This window comes from Paenibacillus sp. Y930 (assembly GCF_056786375.1).
On record NZ_JBXCIX010000004.1, the window covers coordinates 46016 to 65366 of the forward strand.

The 19351-nt window shown below is 38.4% G+C and carries 14 protein-coding genes; 13 read left to right on the top strand and 1 reads right to left on the bottom strand.

Annotated features, from left to right (window positions below; translation table 11 throughout):
* Positions 1–19 precede the first annotated feature (19 nt).
* From moaA to AC1TO5_RS12575, 13 genes are all read left to right on the top strand, one after another.
* Positions 20–1021 carry a GTP 3',8-cyclase MoaA gene (moaA, locus tag AC1TO5_RS12515; RefSeq protein WP_482063158.1) on the top strand — a complete coding sequence of 334 codons (1002 nt, stop codon included), beginning with the start codon at positions 20–22 and terminating at the stop codon, positions 1019–1021.
* A gap of 27 nt (positions 1022–1048) precedes the next feature.
* Positions 1049–2488: a bifunctional metallophosphatase/5'-nucleotidase gene (locus AC1TO5_RS12520; RefSeq protein WP_482063159.1), complete on the top strand. Its 1440-nt coding sequence runs from the start codon at positions 1049–1051 to the stop codon at positions 2486–2488.
* A gap of 97 nt (positions 2489–2585) precedes the next feature.
* Positions 2586–3692 carry an HD-GYP domain-containing protein gene (locus AC1TO5_RS12525; RefSeq protein WP_482063160.1) on the top strand — a complete coding sequence of 369 codons (1107 nt, stop codon included), beginning with the start codon at positions 2586–2588 and terminating at the stop codon, positions 3690–3692.
* A gap of 44 nt (positions 3693–3736) precedes the next feature.
* A complete protein-coding gene (gene yfkAB / locus AC1TO5_RS12530; RefSeq protein WP_482063161.1) occupies positions 3737–4852 on the top strand; it encodes a radical SAM/CxCxxxxC motif protein YfkAB in 1116 nt (371 codons plus the stop codon).
* 20 nt (positions 4853–4872) lie between these two features.
* Positions 4873–5904, top strand: a complete 1032-nt coding sequence (gene ytvI, locus AC1TO5_RS12535; protein WP_482063162.1) for a sporulation integral membrane protein YtvI — start codon at positions 4873–4875, stop codon at positions 5902–5904.
* 148 nt (positions 5905–6052) lie between these two features.
* Entirely contained in the window at positions 6053–9358 is a 3306-nt protein-coding gene (locus tag AC1TO5_RS12540) for a phospholipid carrier-dependent glycosyltransferase (protein ID WP_482063163.1), read from the top strand.
* 33 nt (positions 9359–9391) lie between these two features.
* Positions 9392–10387 (top strand): glycosyltransferase family 2 protein, encoded by a 996-nt coding sequence (locus tag AC1TO5_RS12545; protein WP_482063164.1) that lies wholly within the window; start codon positions 9392–9394, stop codon positions 10385–10387.
* A gap of 31 nt (positions 10388–10418) precedes the next feature.
* Positions 10419–10829, top strand: a complete 411-nt coding sequence (locus tag AC1TO5_RS12550; RefSeq protein WP_482063165.1) for a GtrA family protein — start codon at positions 10419–10421, stop codon at positions 10827–10829.
* 144 nt (positions 10830–10973) lie between these two features.
* Positions 10974–11198: a helix-turn-helix domain-containing protein gene (locus tag AC1TO5_RS12555; RefSeq protein ID WP_258201984.1), complete on the top strand. Its 225-nt coding sequence runs from the start codon at positions 10974–10976 to the stop codon at positions 11196–11198.
* Positions 11199–11505: 307 nt separating this feature from the next.
* A complete protein-coding gene (locus AC1TO5_RS12560; RefSeq protein ID WP_482063166.1) occupies positions 11506–13254 on the top strand; it encodes a sensor histidine kinase in 1749 nt (582 codons plus the stop codon).
* A gap of 207 nt (positions 13255–13461) precedes the next feature.
* Positions 13462–15045, top strand: coding sequence for an SWIM zinc finger family protein (locus AC1TO5_RS12565; protein ID WP_482063167.1), 1584 nt, complete (start codon positions 13462–13464; stop codon positions 15043–15045).
* Positions 15045–17951 carry a DEAD/DEAH box helicase gene (locus AC1TO5_RS12570; protein WP_482063168.1) on the top strand — a complete coding sequence of 969 codons (2907 nt, stop codon included), beginning with the start codon at positions 15045–15047 and terminating at the stop codon, positions 17949–17951. The genes AC1TO5_RS12565 and AC1TO5_RS12570 overlap by 1 nt, the downstream gene beginning before the upstream one ends.
* A 5-nt stretch (positions 17952–17956) precedes the next feature.
* Positions 17957–18181 carry a hypothetical protein gene (locus AC1TO5_RS12575; RefSeq protein WP_482063169.1) on the top strand — a complete coding sequence of 75 codons (225 nt, stop codon included), beginning with the start codon at positions 17957–17959 and terminating at the stop codon, positions 18179–18181.
* A 17-nt stretch (positions 18182–18198) separates the two neighbouring features.
* Here the strand turns inward: AC1TO5_RS12575 and AC1TO5_RS12580 are convergent, their stop codons facing one another.
* The gene (locus AC1TO5_RS12580; RefSeq protein ID WP_482063170.1) at positions 18199–19341 is read right to left on the bottom strand and encodes a YfbR-like 5'-deoxynucleotidase; all 1143 of its coding nucleotides are present in this window, start codon (positions 19339–19341) and stop codon (positions 18199–18201) included.
* Positions 19342–19351 lie beyond the last annotated feature (10 nt).

Here is a 19351-nt window from a genome sequence, read left to right on the forward strand (position 1 = left end):
AGAGAGGGGAAGTGACAGCATGCAATTACTAGAGGACAGATACGGAAGATTACACGATTATTTGCGGATTTCTGTGACAGATCGTTGTAATTTACGTTGCGTGTACTGTATGCCTGAGGAAGGTGTTCAGTTTGCAGCTTCTGAATCTTTACTTTCTTATGATCATATCGTTGAAATTGTAAAAGTAGGAGCATCACTAGGTATCAAAAAATTAAGAATAACTGGTGGCGAACCGTTAATTCGTCCAGATTTGCATGAATTGATAAGCGAGCTTTCTGCAATCCCTCAGATAGAGGATATTGCTTTAACGACAAATGGTATATTTCTTGAATCACAGGCAGAGAAGTTACATAAGGCCGGTTTAAATCGAGTAAATATAAGTTTAGATACGCTTGATCCCACTCGTTTTAAGTTCATTGCTAGAAATGGTGATTTGAAAAAAGTATTAGCAGGTATTGAAGCGGCGGCTAAAGTAGGTTTTTTTCCTATTAAATTGAATTGTGTACTTCTCAAAGGAATAAATGAGGATGAAATCGCTCAATTTCTTAGATTAGCTTATCAACAACCTTTACATGTGCGATTTATTGAATATATGCCGATTGGGCATGCTGATGAGGGCTGGAAACAACATTATTTACCGCTGTCTACTGTGCTAGATATTGCTCATAAAGAAGGCTATAACATAAGCGAAAAGCAAGAGATGAAAGGTAATGGTCCGTCTGAAAACTGGGAATTTTCTGGTGGGGTAGGATCATTTGGTCTTATCCATCCGATTAGCGATCATTTTTGTGCAAATTGTAACCGACTGCGCCTCACTTCAGATGGACATATGAAGCCATGCTTATATTGGATGGATGAGCTGGATATGAAGCCAGCTCTAGGAGACCTAGAAGCGATGCGCAATATTTATTATAAAGCGATGCAGATTAAGCCGCAAAATCATGAGATGGCGGAAAAACTATTGGATATGGATCAATCTCATGTTCCAACAGTGCGACGAATGTCCCAAATTGGTGGGTAATGCTGAATGAAGTGTGAGGTGACAGCGATGGAGCAAAACATACAACTAAAGCAGATTACGATCTATCATAGTAACGATATTCATAGCAGACTTGAAAATAGCGCTAAAGTTGCAACAATTATTAATAATGGACGTAAACAATATGGCGAGGAAAACGTAATTGCAGTAGACATTGGCGATCATATGGATCGAGCAAGAACGGAAACAGAAGGTACCGATGGTTATATCCATCGTGAGCTACTGAATGAAACGCGTTATGATGTCATCACACTTGGAAATAATGAAGGTCTAACCTTTACTTCTGAACAGCTGAATGCCATTTATAGTGGCAACAATAGTTTTCAAGTGGTGTGTAGTAATTTTCATAGCTATAAGCATGCAAATCCAAACTGGTTGTTATCTCACTATATTATGGAAAGAAACGGTATTAGAATTGGGTTTGTAGCAGCAACAGCTAATTATAATGAATTTTATGAACATATGGGTTGGCGAACGGAAGAACCTTTGCAGGCTATTCAGGCTCAAGTTGCGAATATTCGAAAGAATGTTGATATTATTATACTGTTATCACATCTAGGTATTAAGATTGATGAGATAATTGCCGAAAAATGTAATGAGATAGATGTTATTATGGGAGCACATACACATCATTTGTTAGACCCTCCCATTCGTATTAACAATACACTTGTATGTGCAGCAGGGAAATTCGGTACCCATGTAGGTAAGGTTACTATTCAATGCGATCCAATAACTAGGGAAATAACGGTTAGCGGCGAATGTATTAATACTGCGTCGTATGAGGAACAGGCTAGTATTACAGCGATTATTTCACAGTATGGTATGAAGGCTAAAGCCGTATTGCAGAGAACGATCTCGCTATTAGTAGAGCCACTACCTACTTCAATTGAACGGGAAAGCCCACTAAGCAATATGTTAGCCAGCGGTTTACGTAAATGGTGCGATGCTGAGATCGGTCTAGTCAATTCCGGACAGTTGCTGGACGGATTAGCTAGCGGTAAAGTAACCGCAGGCGAGATCCATAGTATATGTCCTTCCCCAATTAATCCATGCAAAATGACGATGCAAGGCAAAGATATTAAAGAAGCGCTGGAGCAATCTGTACTTGAAGAATATATACAGTTACCGATTCGAGGGTTTGGTTTTCGTGGTGAGCGACTGGGTAATTTGGCAGTAGATGGCTTGGCGATTGTCGTTGATCGTAGCAATCCACCGATGGAGAAAATTATTTCAATCATTGTAAATGGTGCAGCACTAGAGCTAGAGCGGTATTATGAAGTTGGTACCATTGATATGTTTACATTTAATATAGGCTATAAAAGTCTTGCAAAATATAAAGATGTTACGTACTATTTACCGGAGTTCATTCGACATATCCTTGAGGTTGAATTACAAAACTCTGATAATATCATCCAAAGTCAATATTATCGATGGGACTATTCGGAGTAATTACTCGAAAGTACACTACCTCGATAAAAAAAGTTGTAGCTATTATGCGAATAAGGCTAAAATATAGTATAGTTTTATTATAGAAGGGATCGGAAGTATGCGTCTTCTCACAATTAAGCAATGTAAGCCAGGTATGCGCCTAGCAAAAAAAATATTTTCAGAGGACGGTATCGTACTCCTTGGCGAAGAGATGGAACTGACTGAAAGTTTAATATTTCGATTAGAGGCGTGTCAAGTACAATATGTATATATACAGGATCATCGTACCGGAGACATTGATCATGCGCCTTTAATAAGTGAAGATACTTTCCGCATCGCAGTAAAAGAAATTCGTAAAAACTTTTCTGCGATGATGACTCCAGCATCAGCACATAAACCGATTAAACGCCCATTTATAGCTAAGCCGCTTAAAGAAATGATGGGTCTAATTATTGATGATTTATCTACGAATAAGGATGCTATGATTATGTTAATGAACATGGGCATCGTTGATCATTATTTATATCAGCACTCTTTAAATGTATGTGTATACACATCGGTGTTAGGAATGAGTCATGGTTATTCTCGTGATGAGGTAATTAATTTGGGCTTAGGTGCACTTCTACACGACATCGGAAAAACGCAAATTGCAATTGATATATTGAAGAAGCCTGACTCGTTGAAGAAGGCAGAGTATGAAGAAATGAAGCTTCATACGACTAAAGGGTTTGAATTGTTGAAGGAAGAGCCGAACTTCTCACTGTCGATTGCTCATTGTGCATTTCAGCATCATGAACGTATGGATGGAAGTGGCTATCCGCGAGGCTTAGTAAATAATGAAATTATGGAGCATGCAAAATGGATTGGTATTGTTGATTCTTACGATGCGATGACAACAAGTCGTGTCTATAGTAGTCCGATGTTACCGCATGATGCAATGGAACGTTTATATGCTGGTTCAGGAACATTATATGAACAGTGGATGCTTGCCCATTTCCGAGATAAAGTAGTTATTTATCCTATAGGAATTTCTGTGAAATTAAGTACTGGTGAATCTGGTATAGTATCAAATTATAATTCTAGTTATCCTCATCGACCTATTGTTCGTGTGTTAACGAATGAAGCGGGAGAAGATTTGAATGCGCCATATGAAATCGATATGTCCACTAGCTTGAGTACGATGATTACAGCTGTCAATGAAGGCGAGATTACGATTAAACGATAATAAAATGAATAGAAAAGTAAAAAGGTTAAGGTGCGATATCAATTATGAATCAATTATTAATACCAATGTCTCCGACAAACGATCCGTGGGAGGCTATACATTCATTACAAAAACACGGTAGGCATCGACTAACTAGTGTCGAGATGACCGTCACTAATTTATGCAATATGCGTTGTGAGCATTGCGCAGTTGGCGATACATTAGTGATGAAAGAACCTACGAAAATCCCATTAGAGCTTATGCTGAAACGCCTTGATGAAGTGAAGGAACTTCAGACGATTAGCATTACAGGTGGAGAGCCGACATTTAATCAGAAAACGGTTGATGAATATATTGTTCCGCTTCTTCAGTATGCGAGAAGTAGAGGTATCCGTTCGCAAATTAATTCCAATGTGACACTTCCATTTCAACGTTACGAAAAGATAGCTCAATACCTTGATGTAATGCATATTTCGTTCAATTACACGGAAGCAAAAGATTTTCATGAGGTTGGTTTTGCAAAAGCTGGTCATTCCGTGCCGCTAGCGGCAGCAACGAAGTTATACAACCAAATGATTGATAATGCGAAGCGTCTAAGTGATGCTGGAGTACTTGTCTCCGCTGAATCGATGATTAATTATCGAACGCATAAGAAAATCGATCAAATTCACGAGTTAATTGTTGAGATGGGTTGTCAGCGTCATGAGGTACATCCGATGTATCCAAGCTCATTCGCCAAAGATTTGCCTGCTATTACGAAAGACGAGATGCGTGCAGCTATTGAGTTGTTGCTTCACACAAGAGACCAATCGATTTGGATGCTTTTTGGAACGTTACCATTTTATCATTGCAGTAATATTGCTGAGGAACGCCAATTACTAACTCGGCTTACTCATGAGCGCAATGTATCCGTTCGTAATGATCCAGATGGGCGTAATCGGCTGAATGTGAACCTATTCACGGGGGAAGTATTTGTAACAGACTTTTCTGATATTCCATCCTTCGGAAGTATTTACAGGGATCCTCTTGATCAAATCTTTGATGAATGGCTAGATCACCCTTTAGCTCAAAGTGTGAATTGTCACTGTCCTGTTGTTTCTTGTAGCGGTCCGAATTTACTAGTGAAAGAAATGTATTACAAAGATGATAATTTCCTACTACGTAAAGCGATTGTTGATTAAATTGGTGAGGAAGTGATACTTTGTCAGTTCGTGCGATGCTATCCATTGCGGTTGCTCTCGGCTTGCTTTATTTATCGTTTACTGTAGGTGCGCCATTTCTGCTTGCGCTTATTGTTGCGATCTTTTTAGAGCCACTTAATAAGCTATTTGTTACTAAGCTGCGGTTGCCAAGATTAGTTGCGGCAATTATTTCATGCACATTATTTACTGTTGGATTAATGGGGCTAATGTTTCTAATAGGGCTTAAAGTATTAAATGAGGTAATTGGCTTTGTTGAGAAGCTTCCTCGTTATTTCTCGAATTTAAGTGGGATGACTAACGATTTATTGGCTCAACTAAGAAAAACCTATGAAAATTTACCGCCAGAAGTCGTTGAATCACTTGAAAAATATACGACTTCGATTATTGAATGGCTAACAAAAACAGCGATGAGTTTATCGGGGAAATTAGGTTCAGCGCTTTCTGCACTGCCAAGTATGTTTATATTTTTCATCGTATTTATCGTTGCTGTATATATGTTAAGCTTCAGTCTTAATACATTGAAGCAATCTGTTATTTCGTTTTTCCATGAGGAGTCTCGTGATAAGGTAACAACTGTATTAGATAGCTTGAAAATATCGATTTTCGGATTTTTACGCTCTCAAATTATATTAAGCGCGATGACGTATGTTCTATCGTTAGCAGGCTTATTGATTCTCGATATTAAATATCCGCTTGCGATAGCGCTGCTTATTATTATCGTTGATATTATGCCGATTCTTGGGACAGGATCTGTACTTGTACCTTGGGCAATATATAATTTGTTTATCGGAGATATTTTCACTGGAATTGGATTAGTATTGCTATTCGTAGTTATTACGGTGTTCAGACGTACAGTAGAACCGAAAATTCTTGGCGATGCTGTAGGGATCGGAGCATTATCTGTATTGATCAGCTTATATGTAGGGCTGGAACTTGTCGGTGTCATTGGAGTGTTCCTCGGACCGCTTGTTGTCATTATTTACTCTGCGTGCAAAAAGGCAGGAATTATTCCATCATCGATTAAATTGTAGCGCTATAGATGAATGGTGTTATATAACAGTTAATAGTAGGCGTATGAATGCTCTTTGAAAAAAGTTCATTCATACGCCTATTGTTTTTGTCAGATGACAAAAACATGTTATAGTGTATGTAGCAAAATGAGATAAAAGGAGTAATAAGATGTTCGAAATGCGAATGAAGGTTACAAGCCACTCACTTGTGCGGTCGCTATTGTTTGTTTTAATTATAGGGCTAGCTTTATTTGCTGCAACACCTGTATATGCAGCGGAAGGAGAAGTCGATCCGAGAATATCAATAATGAACCCACTGATCGCTATTGTGCTATTTTGTATGATGAGTGCGGCAGTCCATCACATCTGGTTTCGTGACAGTAAGCTGGTAGAGAAAACGTTGGTCATGCGAAAATCGACAATAATTTGGACTAGTATTCTAATAGGATTAGTACTTCGGTTATGGCTTGCAGCAACAAATGGTGGCTATGTTAATGATCTTGCCTTATTTCACTATTGGGGAAATTACGCATATTCGGCTGGCATGCTTCAGTTCTATCACGGAGATTTCTTCGTCGATTACCCTCCTGGTTATATCTACATATTGTATGTTGTTGCATGGATTGGCGATCAATTGAATATCGTCTACGGTAGTGCAGCATTTCTTATATTGTATAAATTACCTGCTATTATCGCTGATATAATAGCCTCATTATTAATTTTCAGATTAGCTAATAAAAAGCTATCGATGCCGATATCATTGGGACTTATGCTTATATATTGGTTTAACCCTGTTGTTCTGATGGATGGTGCGGTATGGGGGCAAGTAGATTCGATATTTGCACTAATAATTATTATAAGCATTGCTTTCTTTATCGACAAAAAAATTGCTTTAGCTTCAGTTACATTTGCCATTGCTGCGCTTATTAAGCCACAGGCATTTATCTTTATGCCGATCGTTTTATTTGCTTTATGGTATGGACGAAGCTGGAAAAATGTAGCGATTAGTGCTGCTTATGGTTTTGGGACATTTTTATTGTTAGCTCTGCCTTTATTTATAAACGGAGATGGGCTGATGCAATTAATCGAGCTATATAAAGGAACGCTATCTTCTTATGCCTACGGAAGTCTAAATGCCTTTAATCTCTATTCGCTGTTTGGTTATAATTGGGTAGCACTGGAAGAGAAGTTTATAGGTCTGCCACTGAAAGTGTGGGGTAATATAGGTATAGCTATTGCAGTACTATATGCTGGATGGATTGGACTGCGCAGTAAAGTGAAGTTTGAACAGCTTTACTTTATCGCAGCATCATTAATGGGCATTGTATTCATTCTCGTTACGAAAATGCATGAACGCTATATGTTTGCTATTATTATTTTACTTATTATGGCATTCATTCAGCGTCAGGATCGTCGATTACTTCATCTGATCTATGGGTTTACGATGACCAACACATTGAATCTTTATGATGTATTAGCATTCAGTGGGGAAACTACCTTTGTTCCAAATGATGGGGTAGCTATTCTCTGTGCTGTAGCTAATATTATATTAGTCATTTACATGCTTTATATTGGAAATGATCTATATATTAGGGGGCGAACATTGAAGATGAATGATCGTGATGCTCAAATGAGACTACAGCATGCTGCTGAAATCGTGAACTTAGATATATTAGATAAACAAGACATAAAGCCACCGCGTCGCTGGTACGATATCGGTATGAAGCGTAAAGACTGGATCATAGTCGCTATAGTAACGATCATCTATGGTATTGTTGCATTTATTAATCTTGGGGATATGAAGTCGCCCAAAACAGTATGGGAGCCAACGTTAGTTGCTGAGTCCATCATATTCGATCTAGGAGCTTCACAGCCGATCGAGCGAATTACAAGCTTTGGTGGAGTAGGTAGTGGGGAATATAGCTATTCATTTGCTAATGAGTTTGGTGAATGGACTAATGAAGTTGTCGTTACACATGATCATGTAGCGGTATTTGCTTGGCATGAAGAAGATATTATGCAGGATGTGCGATATGTGAAGCTCACAGCGACGCAACTAGGCTTCCGCTTACATGAGTTAGGTATATATGTTCAAGGCTCGGAGGAACCAGCCCCAGTAACTATTATCGAAAATTCGAATGAAACTTCATTCGCGACTCATTTAATCGATGAGCAACAGCTTGCACAATATCACCATACGTTTAAGCATGGTAGTTATTTCGATGAAGTGTATCATGCTCGTACTGCATACGAGAATATCGAAGGCATTAAAGCCTATGAAAGTACGCACCCGCCACTTGGGAAAATTTTTATTGCACTGGGCATTCAGCTATTTGGCTTTGGACCATTCGGATGGAGATTTATGGGGACATTGTTTGGTGTGCTAATGTTGCCGGTCATGTACTTTATGGCGAAGGCGATTTTACGTAAAACAGTATATGCTGCTGGAGCGATGATTTTGCTTGCTGTAGATTTTATGCATTTTACACAAACTCGAATCGCAACGATTGATGTATATGCCGTATTCTTTATTATGTTAATGTTCTTCTTCATGAATCAGTATGCCTCACTCAATTTTTATCGAGAACGGCTCCGTTATACATGGATACCACTAGGTCTTGCTGGGTTATGCTTTGGATTAGGTGTAGCATCCAAGTGGATTGTACTATATGGTGGTGCTGGTCTAGCTATAATGCTTGCTATCGTCTTATGGCGCAAATATCAGCAATACCGAGCAGCGAAGCTATTAATTGTTGAAGGGGAAAAGCTGAATGTTGAATATATCGATCAGCTTAAAATGATTCGACAGAAATTTGTGCCATACACACTATATACATTAGCGATTTGTCTCGTATTCTATATTGGAGTGCCAGCGCTTATCTATGCATTGTCCAATATTCCGATACTAACAGCACTACCATCAGGCTATACATGGCAAGCGTTAGTGGATTATCAGGTGAATATGTTCAATTATCATAGCAATTTAGTGTCTTCCCATCCATTCTCCTCTACATGGTGGGAGTGGCCATTTATGAAGCGTCCAGTCTGGTATTATGTAGATAGTGAAGCTGCGACAGGATTACGTTCTACCATTGTAGCTTTAGGTAATCCACTTATTTGGTGGAGTGGTATATTTGCGATGCTTGCTACGATCTTTATTAGTATTCGCAAAAAAGAGTATATGGCCATGATGTTATTTATCGCATATGGTTCACAATATATTCCGTGGATGCTAGTGCCCCGGGAAACTTTCCTTTATCATTATTTTGCGATGGTACCATTTATTATCGTAAGTATTATGTATATTGCGAAATATATTGAGGAGAAAGATAGATGGGGGAAAATAGGCAGAAATGTATTTATCGCGATAGCGATCATCCTATTCATTCTGTTCTATCCTGCATTATCAGGTGTATTTGTTTCAGAGCAATTTGTTAATGAGTATTTGAGATGGTTCCCTTCTTGGTTATTCTAATTATTAAGTAACGATATGGATTGGAGATTAAGCATGTCTACTCGATCAGTTATGTACAGTGTCATTGTACCGATGTACAACGAAGAAGAAGTTATTACTACGACATTTGAACGACTTACGGAAGTAATGAAGCAAACGAAAGAAAGTTATGAACTAATCTTCGTTAATGATGGGAGTAAAGACGCTTCTGCTGCGATCATATCTGAACTAGCAACTATACATGACGAAGTTATACTGATCGATTTCTCGCGCAATTTTGGGCATCAAATTGCGATTACTGCTGGGATGGATTATGCGAATGGTCAGGCGATTATTATTATCGATGCTGACCTTCAAGATCCTCCTGAAGTGATGCTAATGATGATCGAGAAGTGGAAGCAAGGCTATGAGGTTGTCTATGGCAAGCGGATTAAGCGTAAAGGTGAAACTTGGTTCAAAAAAACGACGGCGAAGTTGTTTTATCGCTTATTAAGAATGATGACTAATGTAGAAGTGCCAACGGATACAGGAGATTTCCGCTTAATCGATCGGAAGGTTTGTGATGTGCTAAAAGGCTTGAAGGAGAAAAATCGATTTGTACGCGGCTTAATTAGTTGGGTGGGATTCAAGCAGACAAGCGTTGAATTTATTCGAGAAGAGCGCTTTGCTGGTGTTACCAAATATCCATTGAAACGAATGATTAGCTTTGCATTGGATGCGATTACGTCGTTCTCGTACAAGCCTTTACGTATTGCTACTTATGTCGGATTCGCAATATCGTTTTTCAGTTTTATTTATTTGCTTGTTGTTGTTTACCAACGTATTTTTACTGATTCAACAGAAGCGGGCTGGGCGAGTATTATCGCGCTAAATTTACTATTCAATGGGATTATTCTTATTTTGCTAGGTGTCATCGGAGAATATATCGGACGTATATATGATGAGTCCAAAAATCGTCCATTGTATATCGTGCGAGAAGTGGTATCCCAAGAGAATACAACTCTAACGACTGTAAATCATTATATGGAAAAACGTGAGCAAGATGAATGATCAAGAACAAGCAATAGTAAGAGCGCCGGATATGTCTGCTAAGTCAAATCGTCGAAAATCAATGAAGCAGTTCATCATATTCGCAATCGTTGGCGTTAGCAACACAGTCGTCGATTTTATTATGTTTTGGCTACTTATTCAGTTATCGGTTCATTACCTTATTGCTAATATTGTCGCTTATAGTATTGGGATGCTGAATAGCTATATTTGGAATAATACCATTACATTTCGAAGCAATGATCGTCATTGTGACATCATTGCCGTTAAGCGAATGATCAGGTTTATCATTTGGAATGGATGTATGCTGTTGGTGTCGAGTATGCTTATCTATGCTGTTATCGAGTTTGCACAATGGCATGCCCTTATAAGCAAATTAGCGGTTACGGTAGTTGTTCTTATGATCCAATTTGTCGGTAGTAAGAAATGGGTTTTTAAGCAATAAACGGTGAACAGTATCATGAGAATGAATACAGTGCCTATTTTTCTAACATAGGTCACCAACCTCTAGGTACTTACATATGATATGTTGACTGTATCCCTTGACCTTGGTATTACACAAAACCCTGGCAAGGAGGGGTGAAACACATTGAAGCAAAACGACCACAAAAGCAAATTTTTACTAACGAATCGCGAGCGAGAAGTATTCGAATTACTTGTTCAAGATAAAACAACTAGAGATATCGCTCAGCAGCTTTTCATTAGTGAAAAAACCGTGAGGAATCACATCTCCAATGTCATGCAGAAGTTGAACGTAAAAGGTCGTTCGCAAGCAGTTGTTGAGTTAATTAAGATGGGAGAACTTCAGATATAGTCATGAAGCAATCACATACTCTATATGGCTCAAATGATATGCAATGTGAAGGAGCAGATGGATAGGCAGTATGATGTTATTATGAAAATGATAACAACTTACTGTCTATTTTTTGTGTTGTTAATGTAAGTTGACATCTGAAATGTTCACCGCTGGAAACAGTCAATAGCCCTATGAATATTAATGTGGAAATAATGTTTTTAATGAATTTTTTTGTAAAAACGCCTGTTGACATATTTCTGTGTTAAAATGAAATGGCATTTGGAATGTTATTCTAGTTTTATATATGGAATTTAGGAGAGTAGTTATGCAACGGAACGTTTGGTATATGGCAATTAGCACGATAGTGTTACTCGTTATTATTAATAATTGTGTGTATTTTTTTATTACTAGAAACATGCTCGTGGATCAGCTAGATAAGGAGTTGCAAGTTCTAGGTAAGCAGATTGAAAGTTCAGTTGAACAGACACGAATGGGATCGCAAATGTTCGAGGATCAGATTGGAAGAGAGTTAAGAAGTGCATCGATTGCTGCGAAATATGCTTTGAATAGTGATGTTGAACAAGTATCCAACGGACGGCTTACGGAGCTGGCGAAGGAACTGGATATTGAGCATATTACTTTACTTCAAAAGCAAGATAATAAAGATATAGTATTATATCGCTCCTCTGATCCAACGCAATTGATGAAGAGTACGCGTGAATGGGAGCCATGGTTTAGGATTTTTCAAGAGCTATATGAGATGAAGGGAATTAGTCATGAGTGGGTAGGAATGACACTGCCATCCTTCTGGTCAGGTCCTTATGAGGTTGCTTCCACAGACTATGAAAAAATATATAAATGGGGATATTTCTATGATGGTACGACGAACTATATGATTGATCCTTACGTTGATTATGAAGTACTTGCAAAATATAATCAGGAAACAGGATTAGATCGTTTGTTTGAAAATTTGAAAGCAGCCAATAATTCCATCTTAGAAATTAATATTGTTAACCCTGACACATTCCCTAATGATAGTGTAACCGTAAATAAAGATGGCTCGATTCGCGAGCATGTAGTACAGCGACCGGTGCTGTATGGAAGCTATCAATATGAATCCAGTTATGATGAACAAGATGTGAAAAAAGCATATTTAGACTCGGAAAATGTAATTCGAGAAGAGAAGTTAGGTAATAGTCATACCTATAAGATGTTCATCCCTGTTGAAGCAACTAATGAAAAAATAGCAATTGTGGATGAAGACGGTGATCAAATGAGGGGATATGTGCTTGTTATCGTCTCAGATTACAGTCTTATTCAAGATCAACTTCGTGCAAGCATTGTCCGTGTAGCATTAATAACGATTATGGTTACTGCTATTATGCTTCCTATTGTTATTACAGTGATGAGATATTTCCGCAGATTACGTGACCAGGCTGTACAGGTTGCTCAAGATACATATATAGAAGAAATTAATGCTTTATTCCAATCGATACGATCTCAACGGCATGATTTCATTAATCAAGTTCAGACGATTCATTCATTAACAAAAATGAAAATGTATGATGAGCTAGAAAAATTTACAGAGGCTATTGCCGGGGAAATACATTATGTTAATGATTTTATTAATATAGGTAATCCAACGGTTGCTGCCCTCGTCAGATCGAAAATATCACAGGCAGAAGGGTACAAAATCGATTTTGTACGTGATGTGAAAGGTGTCAATTTGCACGCTATGGCAGGAAAAACGCTAGATATTAATCGAATTCTAGGGAATCTAATCGATAATGCATTTGATGAAGTGCTTAAGCATCATGAAGAGTATCGTAAAGTAATTTTATATGGTCGTGAGCAGGATGGTATGTTATATTTGAAAGTGACAAATTATTGTGGTGACGCCAATGAGACCATCAAAAGTCCGTTATTCGCAACGGGGTTTACCTCCAAAGGTGGCGAGCATCAAGGTCTTGGATTATCGATTGTATCTAATCTGATTAAGCAATATAAGGGTGAGATAGAAGTTTCCGCAGTTGATGAACATTATATTGAATTTTTGGTTGAAATCCCTGTTTAGTATGTACTTATTTTATAGCTATACATGAGCTGAACGATGCTAATGTATAGCTTTTTATATTGTGTATATGGATAAAATAGTTAGATTGGACGATCGATTTATAAGTGGAATAGAAAAGAATAAGGAAATGATTATAGTTTGAACGGTTTTTTTGATATAATAGATAGAATGGACAGATTGAAGTAGAAAGCAGGTGAAGTAAGAAGCATGCAAATGTATAATCGATTGCTTACAGCATTTGAACAACTTAGTAGTGAAGGAACATATTCCAATGTATTGAAGCGGGGCTGGAAGCTTTATCAGGACCAATTCGTACAAAAAGTCAATGTATATGGATCTACTATGATTAATGGCATTGTGAAAGACACAGAACTTCACGCTGTAGTTATCGATTCTGATCATATTCGTTATAGTAGCTGTACATGTCAACAGACTGTGTATTGTGAGCATATGGCGGCATTACTATTTCAATATTATAAAACGTTGGAAAACGGAAAAGTTCTTGCGGAGCAGGCGTATTTCCAATTATTGGGTCTAGTACGTGCATCTTCGATCCCATCTGTTACAACTAACTCTCCATTGGAGCAGAATAATGAGGGACAGATTAGCTCACAGATCGACCCGGAAGAAGTTATTCAAAAAATGATGCAACTATTTGGTGATGATTGGAAGAAATGTAAACATTCTTTTCATCCCCTTTCAAATACTTTAACATCGATCAAAGGTATGGCTAAATCAAGTCAGCCTAATATTCAACGATTACATTGGTGCGCTTCCATATTATTCGTGCTATCACTAGGCGAAAGAGCGTTGCAAGCGGTAGATAGCTTCAGTCGATATTATCATGAAATGACATTCAAACGACTGGCAGAACCATGGAGTAATCAATTGTATGAGCTACTTGGCTTAGTCCAAGGTGATGCATTACAGCCTTATGAACGACAATGGATTAAGTCAATGATGAGCTTTACATTTGAAAAGGCAACGACGTTGGAAAAACCGATGTTTGAATGGGATTACGCGTACTACAGACTAATTAGTTTTCTTGCTTCAGACGATGAACAAAATGATGAACTTTTTCAAAAGCTGGAAAATCTTGCTCGAGTAGAAACACATGAATTTGTTACTTCATTTTTATATGGTTCTATTGCGGTACTTAATCTCGGTAAAAAGAATGATGAACGTGCAATTGAATATTTGGAAAAATGTCAATTTGACCGTGTGCAACGGATTATGTATCCGATTGTCGAAGCTAGAATGAGTAATGGTCAGTGGGAACAAGTCGAGTTATGGATGGATTTTTTGAATGATCATTTTGTGCAAACGCAGCAAGTTCGTTCGATAGGTCCGTTTTTACAATTATGTCGTAAAGGCAGTCAACTGCAATCAGGTAACTCGAAATGGATGAAATATATGCTGGAATTTCTTCCGCATTCATATGCTGCGCTTTCTGAGCATTATATAAATGAGCAGCGTTATAAGGATTGGGCAGATTTACAAATCTATATGGGGCGCAAACCAGAGGATTTTAAGGCCAATGAATTACAAGTTATTGAAAAGCATGCGCCGTCAGCATTATTACCGATGTATCATCAAGCGATAGAAATATCCATTCATAGTCGTAATCGACAGGGCTATAGAACAGCTGCTAAGCATATTAAGAAGCTCCATAGCTTATACGAGCAGCTTGAGAAGCCTCATGTATGGAAAAGCTACTTCGATCTGATGCAAAGTCGTTATAATCGATTACGAGCATTTCAGGAAGAGCTTCTGAAAGGAAAGTTATTGTAATGAAAATGAGTTTCGGCATACAGCCTTTGGCTTTAGATGGAATATGGGGTAAGCGAGAAGAGAACTATGAGATTGTTTTACGTGTCGATGGCTGGAAAGAAACAACCTTCGGTCAATTACGCAGCTATATATTTGGTTGGCATACCCCTTCATGGTATGGTACAGAGATCGAAGAAAGTAAATTAAATGGCAGGAGCATTCTAATATTAACGCCGAAGCAGGCATTAGAGTTTTTGGCAGCGCCTGCACCATTGTCGTTACTTAAAATACAATATTCAGAACGTCTACTCTTACTGCAGCAATTAGCACAGTTCTATTTGAAATGCTTAGAAAATGGACAATTTGAGCCGGAACCTGCAAATTGGAATGCTAACGCAACAGCATGGAGACCGATCCAAAATGCGGACTCGATCGAGCAGTGGGATACTTGGTGGGAACAAGCTGGGCAATATGGTTTTGATGGAATCGGGCATTGGTTCAGCTATATCGTGAATGATATTATCGAGAATGAACCGACGGTAAGTCGTAGTTGGAATGCGTTGTTGGAAAATACCGGCTATTCATTACTTATGAATAAAGTTGCAGATGAAGAAGAATGGTTAACGACGATTGGTTTTAAAGAAGATATATTACCTTATAAACTTGCAATCGCGCTTCATGAGCCATCAGATCGTTCAAAAACATGGTTTTTGCGTACATCGATTTACAATGTAAAAGATGAGCAATGGTATCGATTAAACTTTGATGATGTGATCGGGCAATGGTGCATGATTAATGGTGATGGCATTGTTTTTCCAATTGATGAGCCATGGCATGATTCAATACATGAGAAGCTACAGCGGGAACGCTTACGTTACCAAGGAGTAATCGAAAATACACTATTAAGTGATGAATATGATGTGTTGCAGCATCCGTTAACAGAGGATGAGGCATGGAATTTTCTAGAGTATGAAAGTGTAACGTTATTATCTTCAGGCTGCAAAGTTATATTGCCTGCTTGGTGGGAAAGTGTGAAAAGCCGTAAGCTGAAGGTAAAGGGGAAAGTAAAGTCCTCGCTAGGGTCAGCTGCTGAACCGATGTTCGGATTAGAGCAAATTGTGCAGTTTGATTGGAAATTTGCAATTGGCGACAAAGAAATAAGTGAAGATGAATTTTTGAGTATTGCGGCTAGCAATCGTAAATTAGTTCAGCTCGGGGATCAATGGGTATATTTGAGTGCAGAAGATGTAGCTCAAGTTAAAAAATGGTTGAAAAACGTTCATCGCAAAAAAGGTCTTACATTTAGCGATGTTCTGCAAATGCACTTACGAGGTGAACATGCCGATTGGATCGATGAAGAGCTTGATTATGATTTGGACACAGAGATAGAATTGAATGATCATTTGACAAAATGGTTAGTGCAATTACAAAATATTCAAGATATTCCATTAATCGAATGCCCTTCAACATTTCTCGGAGAATTACGACCGTATCAGCAGCAAGGTGCATCATGGCTTATTTTCTTGCGTCAATTCGGACTAGGAGCAGTGCTGGCCGATGATATGGGTCTCGGGAAAACGATTCAATATATGGCATACTTATCCTACGTGAAAACTCATCAATTGCGTAAAAATGAAGCACCATCACTACTCATATGTCCAACTTCGGTAATCGGAAACTGGGAAAGAGAGTTAAAACGCTTTGTACCAAGTTTAAAGGTTGTGCTTCATTATGGTACAAAGCGACCTCGAGATGCTCAATTTGAACTATCGATCAAAGATGCTGATCTTGTGATTACATCTTATGCCTTGGCACAAATTGATGCAGAGGATCTTCAATCGTATGAGTGGGATTCACTTTGCTTAGATGAGGCGCAAAATATTAAAAATGCTTATACGAAACAAGCGGGAGCTATTCGTAAGCTTCAAGCGCTACAACGTATTGCGTTAACTGGTACACCGATGGAGAATAGATTAACTGAACTATGGTCAATCTATGATTTTATTAATCCTGGTTACTTGGGTAGCTTATATCAATTCCGTAAATCGATGATCGCCCCAATTGAGCGTGAGAAGGATGAGAAACGTATTGCAGGCTTGCAACGCTGGGTGAAGCCATTTATGCTTCGTCGGGTGAAGAAGGACCCTACAATCTCGCTATCGCTGCCAGAAAAACAAGAAGCGAAAAGTTTTATGCCACTTACGACAGAGCAAGTATCGCTTTATGAAGGTATTGTGAGTGAATTGCTTGAAAAGCTGCAAACAGAAACACCGATGCAGCGTCGAGGCTTAATTCTAGGATCATTAACGAAGCTAAAGCAGCTTTGTGATCATCCTGCGTTATTACTGCATCAAGAGACGAAGAAACAGTGGGAAATTACACGTTCAAGTAAGCTTGAACGACTAGTCGAGCTTGTTGATGAAATTGCGGAGCTCGGTGAACGCTGTCTTATTTTCACGCAATATATTGAAATGGGCTCACAAATTCAACGTATTTTGGAGCAGCGCTATGAGATCAAAGTTCCTTATTTGCATGGTGCAGTACCTAAGCAAAAGCGCGATGAAATGATTGAAGCATTTCAGGATGAAGCGATTCCTCATGTAGCTTTCGTATTATCCTTAAAGGCTGGTGGTACTGGCTTGAACCTAACTGCCGCTAATCATGTTATTCATTTCGATCGTTGGTGGAATCCTGCCGTGGAAAATCAAGCGACAGATCGTGCATTCCGGATTGGACAGACAAGACAGGTTCAAGTACACAAATTTATAACCATTGGTACATTAGAAGAGAGAATAGATGAGATGATTGATGGAAAACAACAATTGAATGATCAAATCGTACGTCAATCAGATCAATGGATAACAGAGTTAAACACAGATGATTTGAAGGAATTGTTTACGCTGCGAGACTCTTGGCTTAAGGAGTGATCGGAATGAATAATAATAATGTGGGAATATCTGAAATAATGCCTCATAAAGAACAACAAATTTCTAGCGATGAGCTGTTAACGGTATCAGAATCAACAGCAGCAAAGGAACAGCAAAAAGAGGAGAGTGTAGCGGAAGCTACATCTCCTTCAACTGCAAATTCTAACTGGAAAGCACTGTATCGCGATATAGCTGCTTATGCGAATAACTTAAGAAAGTCGAATGAGTAATCATCTGCCTACTCATATTAGCGCATAAAATGATCGTACGTAATATCATGCAATATATAGGCAAGAAAGAAAATAACGGATGGATTTTCATAATGATGCTGAATATGCGTTAATTGTTGCTCGTACTTGCTGACATAATGGGGATTATTACGCATTTCAAGATTGCTTTTAATAAGTGCGTCAAGTTTATCAGCGATATCTACTAGCATCCCCTCATAGCTGTCGTCTTTGGCATGTACGAGAAAGTCCATCATATCTTCTTGCATGAACGCTGGTAAATTACTAACCATATCTCGGGCAACTTGCTGTTCATAATTGATAAAAGCTTGCTTTATTTCGATTGATGATCGTTTGATCGGTGAGGCAACATCTCCGCTAACTCCTTCAACAACATCATGCATAATAGATTTCCCGAGTATTGCATACATATTGATTTGTTCTTGATTGTATTTTTCCTTTTCGAGATGAGCGTTGAATAAACATAGGGCGGCGACTCGGAAAGAATGTGTAGCATCATTGTCTGGGATAAGATTAAAGCTTCCTCCCCAACGATCAATAAGATCTAGATTGAGAATATAATCGAGAAATTGAGCAATACCTTGATCTTGCTCTAACGCTAGTAGTAACCAACGAATCGATTCGAATTCGCTATTCATTAATGAATTCCGTAATTGTTCAAATTTTTCGGTGAAATAGCTTTGATGCTGTAAGTTGCTTTCGCGCTTGCAGAACAGCATCGCATCGAAAGAATCGATCGCTTTCACGAGCTTACCTGTATAACTATCATCTTCGGCGTGCACGATATACTCAGTGAAACTCGGCTGAAGTGACTTAGATAGATAGGCAACGAGTTCTTTATTTACTTCATATTCTAATTTTTGTATATGAGGTGAAAGCGTCTGTTCTTTTTTGGTGACATATTTAATTGAGCCTGTTACCGTTTCGTTCAGATCATGCAGCAATGCTTTGCCAATTAATTCTGAGGGCAAAATTGGCTTATGATATAAGCGGCATTCTATAATACTAATTAATACAGCAATTGCTCCACAGCGAAAGCTATGACTAGCAGCATTATCTTTGTATCTTGGAGAAAACTCTTGCCAGCGAGAGACATACTGCATCTGAAAAATCGCCTTGACATAATGACTATTATTCATCATTTCACCCCAT